We start from the raw sequence: 23,896 nt of genomic DNA on the forward strand, positions 1-23,896 counted from the left end.
GGCTCCGGTCATTGGAGTACTTCACCATAGTATCTCAATTATTAAATCGATAAACTAAATGACCTTGGTCCGGGCCCTCCAATTGCTGACCTGCCGTCCGATTCGAACGTAAGATGTTGAAGAGGCCCAGGATTCAGCGGGCCTATGTTCGTTCATGAAAGGTTGTTGAACCGTGACTGCCCTGCGCTCTATCAATCAGGATGATTTGAGGAACCACAACCTCTCAGTCATCATCGACACCATTCTGCGGTCGCCTACCTCGCTCAGCAGGGCGGATCTGGCCAAGGCCACCGGGCTGACCAAGGCCACCATGTCGCTCCTGGCAAACATACTGCTCAATAATCATGTTGTTCGTGAAGGTGAACCTGATATTTCTCAGACGACCCATGGACGGCCAAGCACACCGCTTTCCGTGGCTCATGGCAGATGGGCTGGTTTAGGTCTGCAGATCAACACTGACGGTTTCGGGTGCATGGCTTTGGATCTGGATGGCAGGGTTATCGATGCCAAATGGATTCACAACGATATGCGAAGAACTAATCCTAAGGATATTTTCGATGAACTCGATGATTTGTCTAGACCTATTGAGAAGGCTCTGAATCATAAGCACTATCGCCTGGTGGGTTCTGGTCTGGCTTTGCCAGGGTTGGTAACCGATGATAATACTTTGCTCATGGCGAGGAATCTCGGATGGGAACGCTTGGATCTTACTCAGTTTTCTGTGGTCAGACGATTAACACCAAGAGCGGGCAACGAGGCAAGACTTGCAGCATTATCGCAGATTCCAGGACAGGCAACGCAAAGATTGACAAGTTCGCATGAGTGCACACTTGCCCCTACAGATTCATTTATCTATTTATCCACGGATATCGGCATTGGAGGTGCGGTGGTCCGTCGTGGCTCTGTAGAGACGGGAGATCACGGTTTCGCCGGCGAGCTTGGCCATGTTTCTGTGGATTTAAATGGTCCTACTTGTCGTTGTGGGCGTAGAGGATGCCTGGAAACCTATGCAGGGCGGCGAGCTCTCGTTGAGGCAGCTTGCATAGCTTCCGGGGATGATGCCGTGAAGTCTGAATCGATGGATGAACTTTACAAGCGTTGGCAGCAGGGCGATGCCAACGCAGTTGATGCCATAGATCGTGGATTGGATGCCATGATCTCTGTGATTGTTACCGTAATTAACATAGTTGATGTCGATACCGTGATTCTAGGAGGGTTCTGGTCTAATTTTGGCTCTGAATTGTCTGATCGTCTTGAACAACGTTTGAATGAGCTTTCTCTTGGACGGGATGCGGTCAATATTCGTGTGTTGATGCCCTTGGTGGCTGATTATCCGGCTCTGAGGGGAGCGGCCCAGGTGGGCTTGCGCAGGTTCATTGACAATCCATTGGACTTTTTGTCGGCATGACCGATCTGTATATATCTCTCTTAATCGGCTTAATTGTGAAAAATACACTGCAAAAAGTTGTATAGGGCCAAATGCCAATTGCCAGAGGAATGGTATCGCATAGGAAATACATCGAATCGGGTATTTTTGCCTGGCTCCAGTCTGTTGTCAACCTTGAGCAGGTTACGGTAGTCATTAAGTTGTCCTGCCAAAGCGAAATCAAAACTACCGCTTGATGCATATAGGTAATGGATTGGATATGTGCTAAACGGGTAAGCACAGGCAGTTGTTTTGAACTCATGTGCACTGGTTCGGCTGCCGCTAAATGTGCCGAACCAGGAATAATAATCTAGATTTTGCTCTATTGCTGAATGGTAGGTGGTGACTGCTCCTCGCGACAGGCCAGCGAACGCTCGGTGATTACGGCTTGCTCGGAATCCTTGGTCATCGATTTTTTTCGCATAAGTGGAATAGCGGGACTCGACCGCAGGCATAAGATCTCTGCGCAGCTCTTTTGCGAAAGAATACGTCAAGGTATCCAGATGGTCTTTTGCATCATTTTGAACATAAAAAGAAGGGGTAACGATAATCATTGGCTTGATGATTCGATGATCGATCAATTGATCAACCATGTGAACATTTTCGGGATGCTTCTTCAGCCAGTAACTAGCGCTATCTCCTGTTCCATGCATGAGATAAAGGATGTCGTAGCTCTTGTGCTGATCGTATTTGAAAGGAAGGTAAACGTAGGCTGTTTTCTGAACTTCGCGTCCGTCGCTGCTGTAGGCATGGGTTCGATACCCAAGGGGCCGGACAGTGCCAGGGTGATTGGACGTTGATTCGAACTCACTTGGGACCGACCATATACTTGGCCCGGCTTGAGTTTTGTCCCTGGCCAGGGTCATACATGTCTGCCATAAGGTGGCCGCTGTTACACAAAGCACAATCAATACAGCCAGGATTTTCCGGCAGGCAACCAAATCAATCTTGGTATGGCCTTTTGCCATAGCTAAACTGCCCATACAAGCTGCTAGAAATGCAATACCTGCGATAATGAAGAAAGCTATGTTGTCCATAGCCGTTCCCCGATTGTTCATAAAATCTCCAAGTGCAAGGTTTATGCCAACCACCAGGATCAGTATTGGTGAACAATGTGTCATTACGGTCAGAACGCATAGGAGTATGGAGCACAGGTCGACGAATGCGATTGTCAATACAGGCAATAACGATCCGTATGTTGCATATCTCAGAACATCGAGTACCGAGATTATTGTAATTGCGCCTGTCCCAACGACATTGATGCAGTCTACCGGAGTGTTCAAAAGGGAACGGATATGAACGAACATAGCCAGGTTTCACTTGTTTCTGTATGGGTAAATAACCGTGGTAGCACCAGCTAGGATCAAAGTCACCACAATGAGCACGGCTGATACAATCCAGGAGGTGCTGAGTCCCTCCATGTTCATCTTTGAGAAGATCGCATAAAGTTCATCAGCTCCTGACTTGGTAAATAATAATCCGGCTACAAGTAGACTTAAGAAGGGGATATACTCCACAAACTTCCAGCCCGGGTTGAACAGTAAGAGTATTTCAAGCAGTGCCCCGAGTATAAGGAACAGCATTATCGCAATAACGTGGCCTTGGGCCTTGGAGGTTATATAGACCAGTGATGTGATAAGAGCGATTGCTGCTGTTGCTATGCAAACAAAATTGGTTATCGCCTTATTCATTTCAATTGTCGCTTTCAATAGTGATATGAGCGGAATTTCTGCTCTTTCGAATCAGGGTTATGAAGAGTGCAAGATCGATCACGCATAGCAACCCAACTACCGTATAAGCCAATTTCAGCCATGGCGGAGTCACTTTTACCACCCTTGAAGCTGTGGACAGACCATTGACGCCATTGCTGTTGACAAAGGTGTAAAGAATGATATGTCCGGACTGGCGCAAATTGGACAGCATTTTCTTATCGTGTGCTGCTTGCTTGACAATCTGGTCGTGGAAGGTGGATGCTGAGGTCGCCCACATGGTGTTGCCTGCTTCCAACCCGGCGCCGGCATTCTGCAGGATTGGGTTAATAGCCATATCAGTATCTACAATCGCCATAGATCCCCATTCACCCCTGATCAGGTTTTTGATCAGCTTTTGGTGCGCTCCCGTCCATATGCATCCAATGCGGTTAAACGAGCCCATTGTGGCTTTAACGTGGCCATCAGTGAAAGGTCGTTCAAAAGCTTTGAGGTAGATCTCTCTGATGGTTTGCTCATCAGCAAATGTGCATACGCCTTGCCGGTTGGTTTCCTGATCATTCATGGCGAAGTGCTTGGCAAAGGCCACAACACCGTGTTTTTGCAATCCCGTGACTGCTTCATAGGCAAATTCGCCTGACAAGTAGCCATCCTCTGAGTAATACTCGAAGTTGCGCCCAGAATACGGTGTGCGATGGATATTCATCGCAGGAGCATAAGCACCTGCTGTGTCCGTTCTTATCCAATCCTCTGCCTTTGCTTCGTTTTCCTGATGTATTAGAGAACGGTTAAATGTAGAAGCATCAGTAACCTCACCACAATATCCAGTTGCCTTGCTTCCATCCTCTACATATGGTCTGACGTTGTTGCCTTGAGGCCCGTCTTTCATGAATTGAGCAGGGAATGAAATTGATGGAATTGCGACCTGTCCAGAACGTGTTACTAAAGTCACCAAATCATCCACGCTCATTTGATCAAGTAGTTTTTCCCATCTTGGATCATTGAACCGAGCCTTATGCATTTGAGCGAAGGTTAAGCCATTTTTGGCCTTAGTGGTGATCGACGATGTATCCTTGTCTCCGGCTTGATATCCGCCAGCGGCATCTATATCATGAATCATCGCATCGGTGGCTTTGAGCTTGTTGTATGGTTTCGGGAATGTTGTCCAATCGCTGCGTGTCAGATACCCTGTTCGCTTTCCATAATGTTCCAGCCCGGCTGATTGGAATATGTTGCCGATGACTTTGCCTGAGTAGGCTTTGTCCAACTTGATAGGCTTTTCGTTGTGCCACAGATGCACGCATCCTGGATCACCATGCTCATCCATTCTTGCGGGATTCGCTCCACGGCTAGCAAGGATGTTATTCAGTGCTTGGTGGGCATTGTTGCCAATAGCAAAGTAGAAATCACCCTGATCGAGAACATATGTTTTCAAAGTATGCGCATCGTAGGAGGAATAATCGCGTGCTTTCACTTTGATAGTGACCAAAGTACTTTGCCCAGGTTGAAGAACCGGTGTCTTGTCAAAACCAACAAGTTGAATTGCCGATTTTTCGATGCCCCCACGTTGATACGGCTGCTGTGCATACAGTTGTACGACGTCCTTGCCGGAAACATTGCCTGTATTGGTCACTTTGACTTCGAAAGTCGCTCCCCGCTCGTCTGCAGAAGAGGAAACAAGTTGTTGCTGGAAAGGATGACCTTCACTATTGCCATAACTGAGACCATATCCGAACGGGAACACTACTTCACGATCGTAATTCCAAGTTTTGTCTGCAAAGGCGCCAGAGGACGAATTGGCCTTTGTCCCTTCCGGGTCGAGGACACTGTCAGCATATCGAGTTTCATAATAACGATATCCTGTATAAATTCCTTCGCGATAAACCAGATATTTGTCGCCTTTGTTGGCAGGACCAATACGTTTGTTGATAGCTTGGCCATTGGTGAAGGTGAAGTCTCCGAAATTTTGCATGGCAGGTGCCGAGAACGAATTTGACGCATAGGTGTCAACCAGGCGGCCTGAAGGATTAACTGTGCCATCCAATATCCTGGCTATTGCTCTGGCTCCGCTTTGTCCGAGTCCGCCTGCCCACAAGGATGCATTGATGCCGTATTGGTTTTGATCCATCCAACTGAGTTCCATGGCATTGGATGTGTTGATAAGCGCGATGACTTTCCCGAATTTTCCGCTGTCATGGATTTCCTTGAGCACTTGCTTTTCACTGTCCTGAAGGGCAAGGTATCGGTTTCCGTCGCCGAATTTACCAGTTGGCATGTCAGAGCCTTCACCGCCTACGCGTGAGAACACTACGATGGCTGCGTCTGCGAAGGTATCGTATGATTGGTGAACGGCTGCTGTGTATTCGCTGACGGGTGGTTCGGCTATATGCACATCCTTGGGTAGTGTGCCCATGTATGTTCCATTGGAACGAATATAACCAGGCTTACCCTTGTAGGATTGATAAAAGTTCCACATGGTTTTGTTGACTTTGAACCCTTCTGCGGTCAAAGCCTTGTTGAGGTCGACGGCTCTGTCGGGATCTATGCCTCCAGCTCCAGTACCACCCAGGACCAAATCGGTGGATGATCTGCCAAACAGAGTAACCTTCGAGCCCTTTGCCAGTGGTAGCGTGTTCGCATCATTTTTCAGTAACACGATGCCTTCACCGGCAACCGTCTGTACAAGCGAGTCTGCTTTGGTCTTCCATTTGGAGAGGGGCATTCCATTGCCTCTGGCTTCGTAAATTTTATTGGCTTTTTCTGTATCCTTTATTGTGAAAGGGCTCCCACCAAGTACGGTGGTCACATAAGAGCTGTATGTCCTGGCACCAGATACTGCTCCTAAAGAAAGGGCAAGTACAATGCTCGTTGCCGCCGTGGCAACACGCACAGCTCGTTCGGCGCTGTGTTTGCTCATTTCGGTATTCTCCTCACGGTTCCACTAGGCTGAACCACGGCCAGACTATGACATACATAATCTGAGGAAAATCATTTGGCAAATATCGGCCGCTTTCGGGCAAGGAATCATAGAAGGAGGCTGGCAACGAAAAGATCGCCCTCCATGCCCAAATGCAAAGTGCCCTTGTATTTGTTCGTAGTGTATGCAACGCTTCTCAGGCCAAATCCGTGGTTTTTCCTGTCGTCCTTTGTGCTGACAGGCAGGCCATTGCTCATGTTTGGCTTGCTTCGACAGTAGTTTTCCACTCGAACTCCTATTAAGCCATCGATGGTGCGAATTTTAAGACCTATGTATCTTTGAGTATGATCACTTACTTTACGTTCGTATTCAATCGCATTATCAAGAAGGTTGCCGAATATTGACGCTATATCACCAGGATCGAGCCGAGAAAGGGAATCAGGCTGAACCATGATAGAAAAGACAATTTCATCCTGTCTGCACAGCATTTCCTTTTGGCTCAGAATCAGGTCCAATTCCTTGTTGCCGGTATGGGGACTGTTGTCGTAACTGTCAAGAATCGAACTAATTTCAGACAGGTCATCCTTATCTTCTCCCAATCCTTCCTGTATGCGCAAGAGTTGATGTTTGAGATCGTGTGCCTTCATATTGATTAGATCAATATTCTGCTTGGTCAGTTCATATTGTTTGGCTTCCTGCCTCATAAGGCGTTCCAGTGCAATTCGCTCTCCGCTTGCAGTTTTCAGGGCGACAAAACCGTATTGCACGCAGAGACCTGCTACGCAGCACAGCATCAAGGGCAGATGAGATACCCAATAGTTTCCGATTCCAGTGATTTGATATTGATATTGCATGAGATACACAAACACGGCTGTGATCAAGGCGAAGGAATAGACGTATGTATCGTTAATTTCGGCTGTAGGGTGCGGCCCAGAGCGTTTTGCTATGACTAGATAGGTCAGACCGTATGTCAAACAGGTACAAGTGATTGAGAGAGCCAGGCTCCCAACAGCGTTGAAATGCTGGGCAAAAGGCTGATACAGTGCTTGTTCGAGGTTATACGACAGATTTTGCACCAGTTGCGCACTAACACAACAGAACAAAATATCCTTGAAGCTTTGGAGAAGACAAGCCCACCATAAAATTAGAGACAAAAGAAATACCGTCAGCGAGAAAAGACCTGACCAGTGGTTGTTTATCCAGTTGGGGACGACGACCATCAATGGAAGAACGACGATCAACCCGATAATCAATCGGCTGTAAAAATGCGTGCGTTTGCTCAAGCGATAAGTGAAGAGCGTTTCAGCTAGGAGGATTTGTGGAATATATCCGTGAGCAACGGTGATGGCCAGATAAGAATTCAAGTATTCTACGCCTTTCCAGCCAAATAAACAGCTAATTGCTGACGAAACTCTTGCTTATGGGAATGCGCAACGGGCAGGCAAGTCCCATCCAAACCAACAGTGTCATTATCAACGCGGGTGATGTAAGCCATGTTTACCAGAATCGATTTTCTGATATTCACGAATCCTTGGACAAGCAAACGTTCATTCACATCTGACATGCGACCGCGCATTCTGTATTCACCTTGTGAAGTATGAAAAATAAGGTAATGCTTTTGGCTTTCGACATAGAAAATATCTCGAATGGAAAGTCGTCGAAAATCATCCCCCGGTTGGTTTATTACGATGCTTTCATCTGGATGAATTGATCGCATGGCTTTGTTCATCTTGATCTCAAACAAGTTGTAATGCAACGGCTTAACAATGAAGTCGAAGGCTGAAACCTCGTATCCGTGCAAGGCATATTGTGGCTGAGTTGTAATGAAGATAAGACAAAGATCCTGATCTTTCTGACGCATTTTCGCAGCCGTCTCCAAACCGTTGGCTCCAGGCATGATGATATCCATGAAAACCAGCTGATACTGTCCAGCAAATTTATCGAGAAAGCTGAGTCCATCAGAATAAAAGTCGTACGAAAGGGCTAGATGCTGAGTACTGGCATAACGACGCAAATAGTTTTTCATACGTGTTGCAAAATTTTGATCATCTTCTACTACAGCGACGCGAAACATGTTTTTATGATACGTGATTAGCGGCGCTGGAAGTTTGGTGAAGAGTGTAGAAGGCATGCTTAGTGCAGGCTTTGTCCCTGTTGCTTTCGCCAGAATGCAATGCAGGAAAGGTGATTAGAGTCTTCTCTAACGACTAAGGGACAACCCCTGGTAATAATGCAAAGTAGGAGCGGGCCACTCAATTGGAAAAAGTGGTTGCTAATTTCTAACTACGAGCCGGTTCAGCAGTTGTCTGAAAGGTCACTCAGCCATTAAATGTGGGTTAGCGCTTTTCTGATAATGCAGGCAACTCCCTGCCGCCGACCTTGAAGAGGGCGTGGGCATCTCCGCCTTGCAGACGTTTCAGATAGGTTCGAGCTCGGGCCATGCGTTCCACAGTGGTTTGGGCCAGCGGGGCTGGGAGTTGACCGGGGTTGAACCAGCCGACTGACAGGCTCTCCTCGTCACCCACATAGGGGTCGGCATTACCGCTGGGGTCGGGCCAACAGATGAACAGATGATCCATGTACATGGTCTTATCCCCGTTGGCATAGGTGACTATCTCTTGGGAGGATGTGACCGCAGCCAGGTCGGTGACGATCACATCCACCCCGGTTTCCTCCTTGACTTCGCGGACCACGGTGTCGGCCGGATCCTCGCCAGGTTCGTTGATCCCATAGACCAGAGCCCACTGGCCGGTGTCGGAGCGCCGGCCCAGCAGGACTCGGCCCTGGTCGTCAGTGACGAAAGCCGTCACACCGTTCAGCCAGAGCAGGTCATGGCCTATGAACCGGCGCAGTCTGAGTACGAAGTCAGGAGTGGGCATATGTCAGTCCCGGTCCGGGTCGGCCAGCGCAGCCCGCTGCGCCATCCAGGCCTCCACCTCTTCCACCGTCTTGGGGATGCCCGCAGACAGCCACTGGGGCCCCTGTTCGGTCATGAGCACATCGTCCTCTACGCGCACGCCGATGCCGCGGAACTCCGGAGGCACCAGCAGGTCGTTCTCCTTGAAGTACAGTCCGGGCTCGATGGTGAAGATCATCCCAGGGGCGATGGGGGCACCTTGGTAGGACTCGTACCTGGCCTCCGCGCAGTCGTGCACGTCCAGGCCCAGGTGGTGGGCGCATCCGCAAGCGTGCCAGCGGCGGTGCTGCTGGCCCTGGGGGGAGAGGGACTCATCCACGCTGACCTTGAGGATGCCCCACTCGTGCAGGGTTTCAGCCAGCACACGCATGACGGCATGATGGATGTCCGAGTAGGTGGCACCTGGCTTGGCGGCTTCGAAACCGGCCTGCTGGGCCTTGAGCACGGTCTGGTAGATCCGCTTCTGCAGGGGGCTGAAAGTGCCGCTTACAGGGAAGGTGCGGGTGATGTCGGCCGTGTAGAGGCTGTTTACCTCCACGCCAGCGTCGATCAGGAGCAGGTCGCCCTTCTGGACTGTCCCGTCATTGCGCATCCAGTGCAGGATGGGGGCATGCTTCCCAGAGGCGATGATGGATCCGTAGCCTACGTCGTTGCCCTTCTCGCGGGCGTTGGCGTTGAAGACGCCCTCCAGCATCCGCTCGGAACGGGGCTTGCCTATCACCTGGGGCAGATGGGTCAGAATCCGGTCGAACCCGTCCTTGGTGGCGGCGATGGCCTTGCGCAGCTCGTTCACCTCGTAGTCGTCCTTGATCATGCGGGCCTCGGAGGTGAACTCTTCGAGCTTGTCGTCGGCTTCCTCATTGCGGTCCGGACCCCCGATGCCGTTGGCCTTGCGGGCGGCCTCCACCTGGTTCAAGACCTCCTGGTCGGCAGTGCGGATCACACGCAGTTTGACCGCTCCCTGGTCCGGTCCCAGATCCTTGGCGATGGCATCAGGGAAGGAGGCGATGTCCTTGGTGGGGATGCCGGTCATGATGGCCAGCTCCCGCAGTCCGGCTCGGGGACCAACCCAGTACTCCCCGTATTGGGCGGACCGGTAGTAGTCGCGGGTGGACTGATCGGCCCGGGGATGGACGAAGAGCTCAGGGGTATGGGTCAGGCCCTTGGCAGCCTCAGGACTGTCGGGGTCCACCGGGTCCAGGACTAGGATGGCTCCAGGTTCGTAGTCTTCGCCCAGACCCGTGTAGTAGGCGAAGGTGGTGTCTGGGCGGAAGGCATAGTCGTTGTCGTTGTTTCGGGTCTTGTAGGATCCGGCGGGGATGACCAGCCGTTCGCCGGGGAAACGCCGGCCTAGTTCCCGCAGGCGACGCTCGGTGTATTTGCTGGACTCCAGCGGCTCGATCTGCGGCTCCTGGGCCTGCCAGCCGGTTGTCATGAACTTCTGGAAGGCGGGGGAATTGGGGCGCAGGGTGCGGTTGTTCACCCGATCCTCCATGTTCTGCTCATCCAGGTCCACATTCTTCGGATCGATGTCTCCTTGTAGATGCTCCTGTGCGGATGCGGTCACGTCCAGCCTCCTTGAAATTCCGGTTCCGACCATGTTGATTCCATGGTAGTGCGTTTCGCCAATGTGTCAGTCGGCTGTTTCGGCCTTCAATCGGGGCCGGTCGCGCATAGAATAGGCGGGAAGCATCCACAGCCAGCAGGAGGCACAGGCAGAATATGTCATTCGAACACCCCAACAGCAAGGGTCAGAATATTCGCGATGTCGAGCGGGCCATCATGGCGCGTCCCGCCGAGCATGACAGCCCCAATCTGGACTTGGACAGGATGGGGATGATGCTGGACCTGCTGGGCCATCCCGAGCACAGCTTCCGGGTCATCCACGTTACCGGGACCAACGGCAAGGGGTCCACGGCGCGTATGGCCGAGGCTCTGGTTAGGGCCTACGGTCTACGCACCGGGCTCTATACATCGCCCCACCTGGAGCGGATCAACGAGCGGATCGCCATCGACGGCCAGGAGCTCTCAGACGAGGACTTCGTGGACCTCTACCAGCAGATCGAGGATTTCATCGCCATGGTGGACGACCGCTTCGCCCAGCAGGGCAGGGCTCCCATGAGCTTCTTCGAGGTCCTGACCGCCATGGCTGTCTGGGCCTTCGCCGACGCCCCCGTGGACGTGGCCATCGTCGAGGTTGGGATGGGCGGCCGATGGGATGCCACCAACGTCCTTGATGGCGACGCAGCCATCATCGGTCCGGTGGACATGGACCACATGCAGTGGCTGGGGGATACGGTCGAGCAGATAGCAGGGGAGAAAGCCGGGATCATCAAGCCCAAGTCCACGGTCATCGTCGGTGCCCAACCTCATGAGGATGCCGTCATGCCCATCATCGAACAGGCCGTACGCGAGCAGGGCGCCCCCACCCTTTTAAGGGACGGCAGTGAGCTGGAGGTGGTCTCCCGTATGCCCGCAGTGGGCGGCCAGGTGGCCACCCTGCGCACGCCTCAGGGACTCTATAAGGATGTGCCCATAGACAAGTTTGGCGAGCATCAGGCCCATAACGCCCTGGCCGCCTTGGCCGCGGCCGAGACGGTCATCCCTGTCAACGGGGCCCTGGACCAGGATTTGGTGGCCGAGGCCTTGAGCCAGGTGCGCATCCCCGGACGGATCGAACAGGTGCGCACCTCGCCCACCATAATTATTGATGGCGGACACAACCTGAACGCGGCCCAATCCCTGCGGGCAGCCATCGAGGAGAACTACGACTTCAAGCAGTTGGTGGGTGTGATCTCCATGATGGCTGACAAACAGGTGGAGGACTATCTGGGCCTGCTGGAGCCCGTGCTGGACAGCGTCGTGGTCACAGAGAACTCCTGGAAAAGCCGGGTTATGCCAGCCGAGGATTTGGAGCGGGTCGCCGTGCGGGTCTTCGGACCCGACAGGGTGGTCCGGCGCGACCGGATGCCCGATGCCATCCAGACGGCCGTCGACATGGTCGACAGCGAGGATCAAACCGGAGTGGGCTATGGCCGGGGGGTGCTGATCTGCGGCAGTTTCGTCACTGCCGGCGATGCCCGCACCCTGCTGGCCGAGCGTCCCAACCCTGATCTGGCTAAACCTAAGGCGGAGCGCGCCTGATGTATCTCAAGGAGCTGACCCTCAAGGGCTTCAAGTCCTTCGCCTCGGCTACCACCCTGCGCTTCGAGCCGGGCATCACCGCTGTGGTGGGTCCCAACGGATCAGGCAAATCAAACATAGTCGACGCTCTGGCTTGGGTCATGGGCGAGCAGGGGGCCAAGAGCCTGCGCGGCGGATCCATGGAGGACGTCATCTTCGCCGGCACCTCCTCCAGGCCGCCGCTGGGCCGGGCGCAGGTCACCCTGACCATCGACAACACCGACCGGACCTTGGACATCGACTACACCGAGGTGACCATCAGCCGGACCATCTACCGCAACGGCGGGTCCGAATATGCCATCAACGGTTCCGACTGCCGTCTGCTGGACATTCAGGAGCTGCTCAGCGACACCGGGCTGGGCCAGCAAATGCACGTGATCGTCGGTCAGGGGCGGCTGGATGCCATCCTGCGGGCTGATCCGGCCGGCCATCGGGCCTTCATCGAGGAGGCGGCCGGCATCCTCAAGCACCGCAAGCGCAAGGAACGGGCCCTGCACAAGCTGGCCAACACCGAGGACAACCTGTCCCGTTTGGACGACTTGATCGGCGAGATTCATCGGCAGTTGGGGCCGCTGGGTCGCCAGGCTAAGGTCTCCCGCCGGGCCGACATGATCCAGGTCAGTCTGCGGGACGCCCAGGCCCGCATCCATGCCGACGACGCCCTGACCTCGAAAAAGAAGCTGGAAGATCTGCGCTCGCGGTTGGTTCAGACTCGGGGGCAGCTGGCCAGGGGGCAGGAGGACCTAACCAGGGTCAAACTGCGCATCGAACAGCTGGAGGGGCTGGACAGACAGTCCAGTCCGGCCCTGGAGGCGGTCAACCAGCAGTGGAACGACCTGACCAAGCTGGGTGAGCGGGCCGGGTCCCTGGCATCCTTGGCCAGGGAGCGCAGCCGTTCGCTGGAGGCCGGCATGGTGGCCGACCAGGGGCAGGATCCTGGGGTGCTCAGGCGGCGGGCCGACGAACTCAGGGGCCAGGCCGACCAGGAGGAGGGCCAGGTCGGAGCCGACCGGATCGCCCTGGATGGCTGCGTTCAAGCCCGTGCGGATCTGGAGCGGCGGCTGGCCGCTCACCGGCAGACCATGACCGAGCTGCGGCAGGCTGCCAGAAAGCGGCAGGCTCGGCTGGGCGACCTGACGCAGCTGGTGGCCAAGGAGGAATCGGCCCTGGAACTTTCCAGGCAGCGCGAGCGTGACCTGATCCGACAGCAGGATCAGGTCAGGGAGGGTCTGGAGCGTGCCAGAAACCGGGTGCGGGACCTGGACAGCCAGGAGGAGAGCCCTGACCAGGACGGCAGACAGGCTCTGGACCAGGCAGGCCGGGTCAGGGACCAGGCTCGCAACAGGCTCAACGACTTGCAGGAGCGGGAACGCCGGATCCAGTCCGATGCCATCTCGGCCCAGGCCAAGGCTGATGCCCTGGCGGACACGCTGGACCATCGCGGCGCCGGCGAGGCCCTGTCCCAGGCCGGGGATCCGGCCCTGCTCGGTCAGCTGACCGACTTCGTCAGTGTGGAGGGGGGCTGGGAGGAGCCCCTGGCCCAGGCCCTGCACAACTATGCCTCGGCCCTGGTGGCCAGGGATGGCCAGACGGTCGACCGAACCCTGGAGCGGGCCCGCCGGGACCGTTTGGGACGCGCCGCGCTGATCTCGGCATCAGGCCCGCTCAAGGGGGCAGGAGTAAGTCCCGGCGATGGCCCCTGGCGGTCGGCCGCCGACCTGGTGGTCCTGCGCGAGCATCCTGCCGACCCCGACCGTGCCCAGGGGGTGCTGGCGGCTGTCCGCAGTCTGCTGGCCTCCACAGCTGTCGTCGATGACGCCGATCAGGCCCGCCGTGCCCTGGAGGACGGATGGCAGCAGGCGCTGACCCGCCCGGGCGACATCTATGACCGGGTAGGTGCTGTAGGCGGATCCGCTCCAGCAACCAGCGACCTGGCGCTGACTGCGCGCAGGGATAAGGCCTTGGTGCAGGTGGAGGCCCTCCAGGAGGAGTCCCAGACCCTGCAGCCGCAGATGGATGCGGCCCGTGCCGCCCTCGAGCAGGCTGAGCAACAGCTGCAGGAGGCGCGCAACCAGTGCACAGAGGCCCGGGTCAAGGCCGAGCAGGCCGCCAGGGAACTGGCAGCAGCCCGCAAGGAATCGGATCGGGCACAGGCCGGGGTCAAGGATCTGGATGACCGGTTGACCCAGGTGCGCGACCAGGTGCGCACCCACGAACTCAAACTGGAGGATTTCAAGGCAGGTCTAGCCCGTGCCCAGGAGGACGGGGGGTCTGACTCTGACGACCCGGAGGGCCTGGAAGACCGACAGCATGAATTGGAAACAGACCTGGATCAGGCCCGCACCGCCGAGATGGAGGCCAAGCTGACCTGGACCGAGAGCGACCGGCGGCACGCCTCACTGCTGCGTCAGATTGATCTGCTGCGAGATCAGGCCGACCAAGCAGAACGCCATCGTCAGCGGATAGGCAAGGAGAACCGTCGGCGCAAGGCTGGCATGGCCTCCCTGGAGCTTATTGTGCTCAGGGCCGATCTGCTGGCCCAGCTGATCAAGGAGAGGATGGAGCGTGCGGCTCGCCGTCGGGATCATCTCAGAGCCAAGGCCTCGGCCCACGACAAGGAGCTGACCGATCTGCGGTCCAGCAGGGACGCTTTGGAGCCGAAGGTGGCAGGTCTGCGACAGGATGAGCACGGTCTGGATCTGGAGCGGGAGCGCCTGGCCGGCGAGGACGGCCGTCTGCGTCAGCGCATCCAGGATGACCTAGGCATGGAACCGGAGGAGCTGATCCGCGAATACGGCCCCGACCGTCCGGTGCCTGTCCTGGATGACGAGGGCAACCCGGTGCCCCTTGACCAGGAAGCGACAAAGGAAGACGGGGATTCGCCAGCCTTCAAAACAGTGCCCTACCAGCGCGGTGAGCAGGAGAAGCGGCTGGCCAAGGCCAAGCGGGACCTGGCTGCCCTAGGCAAGGTCAACCCGCTGGCCACTGAGGAATACGAGGCCCTGGAGTCCCGCAACCGCTACCTGCACGAGCAGCGTCAGGATGTGGTAGGGTCTCGGGACGATCTTATGGCCTTGGTCAAGGATCTGGATTCGACCATGGTCACGGTCTTCAAGGAGGCCTTTGACGACACTGCCCGGGCCTTCGAGCACATCTTCGCCACTCTTTTCCCTGGTGGACGCGGGCGGTTGCGGCTGGAGGACCCGGACGACCTGCTGACCACAGGCGTTCTGGTCGAGGCCAGCCCGGCCGGCAAGAAGGTCCGCAGGCTCTCCCTGCTTTCGGGAGGAGAGCGGTCACTGACGGCTCTGGCCTTGCTCCTGGCCATCTTCACGGCCCGACCCAGCCCCTTCTACGTTATGGATGAGGTTGAGGCCGCCCTGGACGACGTGAATCTGACCAGGCTGCTCAAGGCCTTCAAGCAGCTGCGCGAGCATGCACAGCTGATCATCATCACCCACCAACAACGGACCATGGGCATCGCTGACGTCCTCTACGGGGTCACTATGCGAGGGGATGGGGTGACGGCCGTCATCTCTCAGCGGCTGAAGAATCCGGATCCTTCAGGTCGCGAAGAGCCTGAGCACGATCAAGGGTGACCCGGGCCAGAACTTCTTGAGAGTCCACGATGGGCAGCTGCGGCATGGGGTAGGCTTCGTTGAGCACCGAGAGTTCGGTGCAGCCCAGCAGGACCGAGTCGCAGTGGTAGTCATTCAGGAAGGCATCAAGGACGCCCAGGTAGCGATCCCGGTCCAGGCGGCCTTCCTTGACGTCGTCGTAGATCAGCGCGCTTACACGGTCCTGTAGGGCCTGGTCCGGGTCCACCAGCAGATAGCCGGCCCTATCGGCAGGGCCCTGGTAGATGGCGGCATGACGGGATCCCTCCGTGCCCATGTACCCCATGCGCGGATGGGTTTGCGCCGGATATCGCTTATTTGCCCAGTCGATGGTGGCCTGGGGCATGTCCAGAATGGGCACCGGGGTCAGAGCCTGGAGTCTGGGCAGAATCTGGTGGGCCGTGTTGCAAGCCATGACCATGAAGGAGGCCCCCATGGCTGTGGCCTGACGCACGTCCTCGGCCAGATAGGGGAAGGGATCATCCTTGCTGCGGCCCAGGATGAACTCGGTGCGGTCGGGCACGCTGGCATGATTGAAGACCACATAGTCCAGAAAGTCCTGATCCCTGCGTGCCCCGGTCAAACGGTCTAGCACCCTGACGAAGCTTTCGGTGGCCAGTGTACCCATGCCGCCCAGAACAACGAAGAAATTTTTCATGCCAGCGTCCTCTTGTCGCGGAAATAGCGCCGGTAACGACGCCGATAGATTGAGAACATGTGACGGATCAGCATCCAGCGTTTGAAATTGAGGTCCTTGCTGTACTCCAGGGTGGTGCCCCAGTCCCCGCGTCGGATCATGGCCATGGCCTGTCGCTTGTCCTCGGAGTCTGCGCAGTACTTGCGGAAGATGTCCCTGGGAATTTCCATCCATAGACGATGTCCCCGGCCGAAGACGGTGCGTCCGTTGAAGGGGGTGTCCAGGACCAGGTCGTCCACAAAGCAGCGGGCCAAGTTGAAGCCATTCAAGGTGACCACATAGCTGCTGCGGCCTTGGCGGAGGTTGATCTCGAAAAGCTTGTAGACGCCGTCACGCGGATCGTACTTCATGTCGAAATTGGCCACACCACTGTAATTGATGTCCTCCAGGAAGGCCTTGATCCGGTCAAAGATGTCCTGGTTGTAGTCGGGCATGATGGCCGCATAGTTGCCCACGGCTTCGGGAGTGGGATCCTCCAGCAGGGGATGGCCCAGAAACATCATGCGCACCCGGTGGTGATGGTCCACGTAGGCATTGAGCACCCTCATGTTGTCATCGCCTCCTGGCACGAAGTCCTGGATGACCATCTGCGAGGTGTACCCGGCCTGGTAGGACCTGCGGATCATGGTGTCTAGCTCGTCCGGGTCGCTGAATATAAAGGCCTTTTTTCGCCCGGGGAAACTGATGTTCAGCCACTCGTCGCTGTCGGCTGCCTTCATGGCCACCGGGTAGTCGAAGGGCAGATTCCGGTGGCGGCCGGCTTTCACGTCCTCAGCATCTACCGACACTGTCTTCGGGTGGGGCAGGTCATAGCGATCGCAAAGCTCGTAGAAGGAGGATTTGAGCGAGAGGGACCGGTTCAGCTCCTGGTCGATGGCGTTGAAGGCGAATCGGTCGCGCAGGGAATTGCCGAACTTGTCCAGCAGGTTGGCGTAGCTGTCCCCGCAGGGCAGTAGGAGCAGGGTGGCCCCTGGATGGTCCCGGTGATAGGCGTCTGCCCATTTATTTAGGGCGGGCACAAAGACCTTGGGATTGGTGAAGTCGGTAACCAGGTGCACGTCGAGGATCCGGCTGTACTTGGTGGGGGATAACTGGTAGTGGCCGAATACAGTGGAGACCAGTCCGTAGGCCTCGTGGAAGGCCCGCGCCATCCCGTAGGCGTTGATGTCGGTGCCCAGTATGACCGGTTGGAACTCTTTCATCTTTCTGAAACCACCTACCATGTACTCGTGCACACCATTCTGCTGTGGGGCATTCGGCTTTCCATATTAGGGAACCGTCGGGATCGTCAGCTGCGGGCTGCGCCTGTGGCTCCCAGGTCGTAGCTTTCCGTACCCAACAGACGTGCCACAACGTGGTCGTCGCCCTCGTAAGGTACATGGCTGCCGTTCTTTTTGAACCAGCGCTCCTCACCCTTGCCGATGACCAAGGTGATTCGCAGACGATCCTCCGGCCGACCAGGATCTCCCAGGGCTTGCTTGATGGCCTGGGCCCTATCCGGCACAATACTGGCCTCCAGTCCCGGGTTGGTCACGAAGCCCAGCATCTGCCTGTCCACCTGGTCCGAGCTTTCTCCGTCCTCGTCATCAGCGGTCAGGATCAGCCGGTCGACGCGGTCCTGGGCGGCACTGACGATGCCCTTCCTGCGGTCGATGGCCTTGCCGCCTGCAGAGCCGGAGACCAGGGTGATCAGGGGTCTGCGCTCGCCGTAGCGCTCGTCCACGAAGTCCAGCAGCGCAGTGACCGAGGCCTTGTTGTGGGCGTAATCGACGTAGACCACCCGGTTGTCGGCCTTGAAGCGTTCCATCCTCCCGGCTATCCTGACCCTCTCCATGGCCTGAAGGACGTTTGCGTCAGGTTCCAGACCCAGACGGATCAGCATGGCCAGGGCGGCAGCCGCGTTCAGGGCGTTGAAATCCCCGTCCATGGACAGGCTGACTGGCATCATGACTCCGCCCGAAGGCCCTATCAGATAGTCGTCGCCTCCGCCAGGAGTCCTGTGGACCAAGATGTCGTCATGCTTGGAACCATCGCCGAAGGTGGTCACTGGAATGCCGACGAATTGGGCATCCTGACGGATCAGATCGGCTCCGCAGGCTTCAGCTCCCAGGACCAGCTGCCGGCTGTTGTAGATTATGCGACGCTTGCAGTAGAAATAGTCCTCGAAGCTGGGGTGCTCGATGGGGCTGATGTGGTCGGGGGATATGTTCAGGAATGCCCCCAGGTCGAATGTCAGCCCGTAGACGCGATCTACCTTGTAGGCCTGGGAGGAGACCTCCATGACCAGGTAGCGCATGCCGGCGTCTGCCGCCTGGCGCATCATGCGGAAGAGGTCCAGTGACTCGGGTGTGGTCAGCTGGGACTCCTGGTAATGGCGGCCGTCCAGACAGTTGTCCACTGAGGAGAGCAGAGCCGCTCGGCCTGCGGAGATCTTGCCCAGCATGGCATGCAGAAAGTAAGCGGTGGTGGTCTTGCCCTTGGTGCCGGTAATTCCTACCAGGGTCAGCTGCTTCTGGGGATAATCGTAAAAAGCGGCAGCCAGCAGGCTCATGGACTTGCGCACGTCGTTGACGATGATCCCCGTGGCTCTGGTGTGGGAGGATAGATCCTGCTGGGCTACATAGGCAGCCGGTCCTTCGGGATTGCAGGCATCCAGATATTCGGGCAGGAAACGGCCCTTGCAGAAGAGCAGACTGCCGGCTCCAGCCTGACGGGTGTCGTAGGTGATATTTGTGAATGGTTTGGATGACTGGGTGTCCTCTGGAGTATTCAAAGTCCACTGATCGCCCTGGATTACCTCGCGTAGCTGGCCCTGTTCGCGCAGCAACTCCAGGGTTGAAGTCATCGTCAGCGCCATGCCCGTCTTCCCCTTGTCTGTTGATTGTCACCTGACTTGTCCAGCCCCGATTGGTGACCTTGATCGAGACCAGACCCAAGTCTAAACCGCCTTGGAGCCAAGGCAGGAGAATCCGGCGACCCCTTGACTGAATGGACAAAAGCGGGCGGCGGGTCGGCCTCGGATCTGAGCCTCAGAGCCAGGAGTCGGTGACTGGACGGCGGCCTTGGGAGAGCAGGTATTGATTGAAGTGTTCCCGCCACTTGGCCTGTGCCTGCCGCTGCCAGTCCATAAGGGAGTCCATGGTGATTCGCGCTACCTGCGGGAATAGGGTGGTCATGGGCTTGATCAGGTCCACGGCCGCCACAGTATCCGCCGTGGCATCGTGGAAGTTTCCATGGGGAATGACGCCGTAGTACTCGCTGGTCAGCCCCAGGGTGCGGCGGCCCGACCGGTGGGAGATCTCCCTGTCCAGGACCAGAGGGTCCACCACTAGCAGATCCCCCTCGCTCAGGGGCTTGACTGAGCCTGCGCACCAGTGGGCGATGTCCCCGTCCAGCATCTGCACGTCGAAAGGGGCGTTGTAGGCCAGCAGGGGGATGCACTTGTCCTGGGCGCGGGCGATGAATCCGGCCATTTGCTTGGTCGCCAGTTCAGGCTCCATGCCCTCGGCGGTCAGCTGCTGATCGGTAAACCCGTTGACCCGGCTGGCCCCCTTGCTGATATGTTGGTGCGGATTGACTATCCAGGTGGCTACTACATCCCCTGAATAGCCCTTTGTCGGGTCGCGCAGAACCAGGCTGGCCGAAACAATGCCGTCCTTGCCCGGTTTGGTGCCCGTGGTCTCGGTGTCGAACCCCAGAAGCCAGGAGTCCCCTAGGCGTGTCGATCCCCTTTGTTGGGGAGCGGACTGAAGCGCCTGCTCCATGCTTGTGTACTCGGTGTTTTCCATAAGCGTGATTTCTCCTCAGTCATTATGGTAACCGAGGACCGACCGGCCCGCGACCGGGTCGGAACCGCGACGGGCGAGGGGGGATGGCACAATAGGGGTGTGGCAGATACCAGCGAACTCGAAAGCAGAAAACGTCAATTCGAGGCCCTGGCCATGCCTGCGGTGGATGTGCTTTACCGACAGGCCATGCGCCTAACCAACAACCCCGACGACGCCCAGGATCTGGTTCAGGACACTTTCGAGCGAGGATTCAAGGCTTTCGACCGCTTCCAGCCCGGCAGCAATTTCGAGGCCTGGATGACCACCATCGAGCGCAACGCCTACTTCAATCAATACCACAAGGCCAAGCGGCGCCCACAAAGGGCCAACGACTCTACTGGCGAGTACAACGACTGGGATATTTACTCGGCATCGGAGCACGGGTCCGAGGGGCTCAAATCCGCCGAGCAGGAGTACATGGAGACCTTCGCCCCCGAGGAGATCATGGCTGCCCTGAACCGGCTTAGTCCGGAACGCCGACGGGTCTTCATCGACGCTGCCATCGATGGCAAGAGCTACCAACAGGTGGCCGACGAGGAGGGCATCAAGATCGGCACGGTCATGAGCCGACTGAACCGTGCGCGCTCGCAGCTGCGTCAGGAGCTGGAGCGGTATGCCAAGGAGCGCGGCTATCAGCAGGAGCGCGGGGCTGCAGGCAAGCCCTCAGCGGAACGCAGTAGACCTGTTGAGGCCAGGCCTAGTATAAAAAAAGAGATCAGTAGCAAGGGGCATTGAGAGCCCCCGAAGATCGGGTATCAGGAAGTGGGCAGGAGCATGGACGGACGCGTGGAGATGAGTCACTACGCATACGATGGCGGCGGCTCTGTCAGGGTGACCCACACCAGCCTTCGCATCTACCAGGATGCCTCCTGCGTTGACCCCAGCGACTGCTTCGATCCGGATTCCTGCTGCGACGAGCGGGAGCGCATGGTCATCGAGGAGCTGCGCCGGTACCTGCGTCCCGAATGTGCACCGGACTGTCTGCTGGACCGGCTCAGGCACATGTTCGATCAGATGGATGAACTGGAGCAGGGGACCACGGAACGCACTACGGACAAGTAGATTCAGTTAGGTAGACCCCGTCGATTTCTTGGCAAAACGTCGGTTCTATCCGACTGTTCAGGCTATTGCAGGGATCATGGCTATGCCTATGCAGCCATGGTTTTTTTTTTTATTTATATATGCAAAACCCCGGCACCGTTGGTGCCGGGGCAGACGATCAGGTGTTCGGCCTCTTGCCGTGGTTGGCGGCCTTCTTGCGGCGATCCCTGCGCTTGCGTCCGCGCATGCCCATGATTGGACTCCTTTGCTACTGATGAACCTATAAGCCTTGCCGATTATCGCACACCGGGCTGACCTTTGTCGACCAGCCAGGCTGCTCAGACGCTGTTCAGACCTCTTGTGCCCGGTAGCCCACCTGGGTGGTATAGACGGCGGCAGGCTGCAGAATGACCAGATTCCGACCAGTTCTGAAGGCGTTAGCGTAGGCGGTCATGGGCTCCACGGCAACACCGGCCGGGCGCATGCCCGCGTCAAAGCCGGTTCCAGTGCAGACCTGCCATGAGGTGATGGTCTCATCGCCCCAGAGCTGAATGCGTATGCCGTCCGGCCGGGTGAACCAGGCCGAACAGGTGCCGTCGTCGTCCCGCTCCACATCAGTCCAGGCATCGTCGAAGTCCGCATCCTCACCCAGCGCAGGGCCCTGGCGCAGATCTGTTCGCCCTTGGACGGGTTCGGTACTAGTGGGCAGCAGCCTGTCGGGGTCGACCACCACGTGGGTGCGGCAGGGAATGGACAGGGTGCAGGGGGCGTTGTCTTTCTGAATCTGGTCACCAACCCCCTGTTTGCCGTTGGCTAGCCAGGGGTGGATGCCGAAGGCCCAGGGTGCAGCATCGTCGCCCAGGTTCAGAGCCCGGGTGGTCATGGTCAGCCCCTGGTCGTCAAGGGTGTAGGTGACGGTGACAACCACGTCGAAGGGGTATCCGCCCATGTCGGGCACCCGCCAGGAGAGGCTGACGGAGTCCTCAGTCAGGGCTTGCAGCCGCCAGTAGGCGCGGTATCCGTACCCGTGGATGGCGGTGTTCCGGTCGTGCTCGTCGATGGGCAGGGTATAGGTGTGGTCCTGGAATTCGTAGGTGCCGTCCTCGATCCGGTTGGGGAAGGGTACCAGCACGTTCCCGTTGCTGCAGGGTACGGTCCCATCCGGGTCGAATGAAGCCAGCAGGTCCTTTCCCCGGTATTTCAGGACGCGCAGAATGGCTCCCAGCTCGGTCACCACCGCTTCGTAGTCCCCATGACGGATGCTGTACTGCTGTCCTGTCCGGGGCACGGCCCCGCCCATCATCTCGTTCGTATGCATGCTCCCACTTCCATAGTGCCGTTGATGCTTGGTACGCCACCATCCTAGCGCCTGGGTGGTCTTGGGTTCTTGGTGAAAGAGTGGCGGATGGACTACCGGGGGCCGTCCTGGCTTTCTACCATGGACTTGCAGTGTCCGGAACCGTCCGGATTGACATCGTTAAGGAGCGGCAGTGGCAGGATTTCGGACCACCGTGTGCGAACAGCCGACCCCACAGGGGCATGGGCGGGTCGTCCTGGCTGATCCGCGCGGGTTCTGCGCGGGGGTGGACCGTGCCATCCAGACCGTGCAGACCATCCTGGATGCGGACAACCCCCACCAGGGCCTGCCCCCGGTCTATGTGCGCCGACAGATAGTCCACAACCGGCATGTGGTCGAGGACCTGTCCCGGCGGGGGGCCGTGTTCGTGGACGAGCTGGACCAGATTCCCGACCAGGCCGTCCGTGCCGGGGTGCCTGTGGTCTTCTCAGCTCATGGCATCGCTCCCTCGGTCGTCAAGGAGGCCCAGCGGCGGGGAATGCGTGTGGTTGATGCCTCATGCCCCCTGGTCAGCAAGGTCCACCGGGAGGTGCAGCGCTTCGTTCGGGACGGCTACCGGATCATTTACATAGGTCACCGGGGGCACGACGAGGCTATTGGAGTCATGGGGGAGGCCCCGGACCGAGTTCATCTGGTGGAGCATGAGGCCGATATCGACGCTTTGGACTTCGGGCCGGACACGCCTCTTGTCATGCTGACCCAGACCACCCTGAGCCTGGATGAGACCGCCGACCTGGCTGCGGCCCTGCGTCGACGCTTCCCCTGGATAGAAGAGCCGCCGGGCTCAGACATCTGCTACGCCACCCAGAACAGGCAGCAGGCGGTCAAGCTGGTGGCCGGGCAGGCGGACTGCATGATTGTAGTGGGGTCAGCCAACTCCTCCAATTCGGTGCGTTTGGTCGAGGTGGCCCGTCAGGCCCTGGATGTCCGCTTTCCTGGTCAGGGTGAGCGCAGGGCCCACCGAGTCGACGACGCGAGCGAGCTGGACCCGACCTGGCTGCAGGGCATGGATTCGGTAGGGCTCACCTCGGGTGCGTCGGTTCCCGAGAACCTGGTTCAGGGGGTACTGGAGACCCTGGCCTCCCGAGGGTTCACCCAGGTGACCCGGGAGCGAGCAGTAGACGAGCACATGCACTTCGTCCTACCTGCTGCCCTGCGCTCAGCACGCGCATCTAGAGAGGTTCCACAGCCACAGGATTAAGCCC

19 protein-coding genes are annotated in these 23,896 nt (G+C 57.3%); 6 read left to right on the forward strand and 13 right to left on the reverse strand.

Annotated features, from left to right (window positions below; genetic code table 11):
- Positions 1-172 precede the first annotated feature (172 nt).
- Entirely contained in the window at positions 173-1,408 is a 1,236-nt protein-coding gene (locus tag DKK74_RS02730; RefSeq protein WP_110412633.1) for an ROK family protein, read from the forward strand.
- 29 nt (positions 1,409-1,437) lie between these two features.
- Here the strand turns inward: DKK74_RS02730 and DKK74_RS02735 are convergent, their stop codons facing one another.
- From DKK74_RS02735 to DKK74_RS02765, 7 genes are all read right to left on the reverse strand, one after another.
- A complete protein-coding gene (locus DKK74_RS02735; RefSeq protein ID WP_181414882.1) occupies positions 1,438-2,463 on the reverse strand; it encodes an alpha/beta hydrolase in 1,026 nt (341 codons plus the stop codon).
- Between the two features lie 279 nt (positions 2,464-2,742).
- Entirely contained in the window at positions 2,743-3,117 is a 375-nt protein-coding gene (locus DKK74_RS02740) for a hypothetical protein (protein WP_110412635.1), read from the reverse strand.
- A 1-nt stretch (position 3,118) separates the two neighbouring features.
- Entirely contained in the window at positions 3,119-6,052 is a 2,934-nt protein-coding gene (locus DKK74_RS02745) for a glycoside hydrolase family 3 protein (protein WP_110412636.1), read from the reverse strand.
- Positions 6,053-6,159: 107 nt separating this feature from the next.
- On the reverse strand, positions 6,160-7,416 hold the full coding sequence (locus DKK74_RS02750) for an ATP-binding protein (protein ID WP_110412637.1): 1,257 nt from the start codon (positions 7,414-7,416) through the stop codon (positions 6,160-6,162).
- A 5-nt stretch (positions 7,417-7,421) separates the two neighbouring features.
- A complete protein-coding gene (locus tag DKK74_RS02755) occupies positions 7,422-8,183 on the reverse strand; it encodes a LytR/AlgR family response regulator transcription factor (RefSeq protein ID WP_110412638.1) in 762 nt (253 codons plus the stop codon).
- Positions 8,184-8,388: 205 nt separating this feature from the next.
- Positions 8,389-8,931: an NUDIX hydrolase gene (locus DKK74_RS02760; RefSeq protein WP_110412639.1), complete on the reverse strand. Its 543-nt coding sequence runs from the start codon at positions 8,929-8,931 to the stop codon at positions 8,389-8,391.
- Positions 8,932-8,934: 3 nt separating this feature from the next.
- Positions 8,935-10,485: an aminopeptidase P family protein gene (locus DKK74_RS02765; protein ID WP_258334443.1), complete on the reverse strand. Its 1,551-nt coding sequence runs from the start codon at positions 10,483-10,485 to the stop codon at positions 8,935-8,937.
- Between the two features lie 206 nt (positions 10,486-10,691).
- On the opposite strand from DKK74_RS02765, the gene DKK74_RS02770 reads away from it, so the two are divergent.
- On the forward strand, positions 10,692-12,113 hold the full coding sequence (locus DKK74_RS02770) for a bifunctional folylpolyglutamate synthase/dihydrofolate synthase (protein ID WP_110412640.1): 1,422 nt from the start codon (positions 10,692-10,694) through the stop codon (positions 12,111-12,113).
- Positions 12,113-15,751, forward strand: a complete 3,639-nt coding sequence (gene smc, locus DKK74_RS02775; RefSeq protein ID WP_110412641.1) for a chromosome segregation protein SMC — start codon at positions 12,113-12,115, stop codon at positions 15,749-15,751. Before DKK74_RS02770 ends, smc begins: the two co-directional genes overlap by 1 nt.
- On the opposite strand, the gene DKK74_RS02780 is transcribed toward smc, so the two are convergent.
- The 4 genes from DKK74_RS02780 to DKK74_RS02795 all read right to left on the reverse strand — a co-directional run bounded on the left by DKK74_RS02780 (position 15,684) and on the right by DKK74_RS02795 (position 20,254).
- On the reverse strand, positions 15,684-16,427 hold the full coding sequence (locus DKK74_RS02780; protein WP_110412642.1) for an aspartate/glutamate racemase family protein: 744 nt from the start codon (positions 16,425-16,427) through the stop codon (positions 15,684-15,686). The genes smc and DKK74_RS02780 overlap by 68 nt on opposite strands.
- The gene (locus tag DKK74_RS02785) at positions 16,424-17,668 is read right to left on the reverse strand and encodes a carboxylate--amine ligase (protein ID WP_110412843.1); all 1,245 of its coding nucleotides are present in this window, start codon (positions 17,666-17,668) and stop codon (positions 16,424-16,426) included. The genes DKK74_RS02780 and DKK74_RS02785 overlap by 4 nt, the downstream gene beginning before the upstream one ends.
- Before the next feature lie 86 nt (positions 17,669-17,754).
- The gene (locus tag DKK74_RS02790) at positions 17,755-19,323 is read right to left on the reverse strand and encodes a Mur ligase family protein (RefSeq protein ID WP_110412643.1); all 1,569 of its coding nucleotides are present in this window, start codon (positions 19,321-19,323) and stop codon (positions 17,755-17,757) included.
- A 172-nt stretch (positions 19,324-19,495) separates the two neighbouring features.
- Complete coding sequence (locus tag DKK74_RS02795) at positions 19,496-20,254, reverse strand: exonuclease domain-containing protein (RefSeq protein WP_110412644.1); 759 nt, start codon at positions 20,252-20,254, stop codon at positions 19,496-19,498.
- A 153-nt stretch (positions 20,255-20,407) separates the two neighbouring features.
- Here DKK74_RS02795 and DKK74_RS02800 point away from each other — a divergent pair, with 153 nt between their 5' ends.
- On the forward strand, positions 20,408-21,028 hold the full coding sequence (locus DKK74_RS02800; RefSeq protein WP_110412844.1) for a sigma-70 family RNA polymerase sigma factor: 621 nt from the start codon (positions 20,408-20,410) through the stop codon (positions 21,026-21,028).
- Between the two features lie 39 nt (positions 21,029-21,067).
- On the forward strand, positions 21,068-21,355 hold the full coding sequence (locus DKK74_RS02805; protein ID WP_110412645.1) for a hypothetical protein: 288 nt from the start codon (positions 21,068-21,070) through the stop codon (positions 21,353-21,355).
- 157 nt (positions 21,356-21,512) lie between these two features.
- On the opposite strand, the gene DKK74_RS08875 is transcribed toward DKK74_RS02805, so the two are convergent.
- Both DKK74_RS08875 and DKK74_RS02810 read right to left on the reverse strand, forming a co-directional pair.
- The gene (locus DKK74_RS08875) at positions 21,513-21,587 is read right to left on the reverse strand and encodes a 50S ribosomal protein bL37 (protein WP_099327425.1); all 75 of its coding nucleotides are present in this window, start codon (positions 21,585-21,587) and stop codon (positions 21,513-21,515) included.
- Positions 21,588-21,683: 96 nt separating this feature from the next.
- Positions 21,684-22,652, reverse strand: coding sequence for an aldose 1-epimerase family protein (locus DKK74_RS02810; protein WP_110412646.1), 969 nt, complete (start codon positions 22,650-22,652; stop codon positions 21,684-21,686).
- Between the two features lie 172 nt (positions 22,653-22,824).
- Between DKK74_RS02810 and DKK74_RS02815 the strand changes: the two genes are divergently transcribed.
- A complete protein-coding gene (locus DKK74_RS02815) occupies positions 22,825-23,892 on the forward strand; it encodes a 4-hydroxy-3-methylbut-2-enyl diphosphate reductase (protein ID WP_110412647.1) in 1,068 nt (355 codons plus the stop codon).
- The last annotated feature ends 4 nt before the right edge of the window (positions 23,893-23,896 follow it).

This window comes from Bifidobacterium asteroides (genome assembly GCF_003202755.1).
Taxonomy (GTDB): Bacteria; Actinomycetota; Actinomycetes; order Actinomycetales; family Bifidobacteriaceae; genus Bombiscardovia; species Bombiscardovia asteroides_F.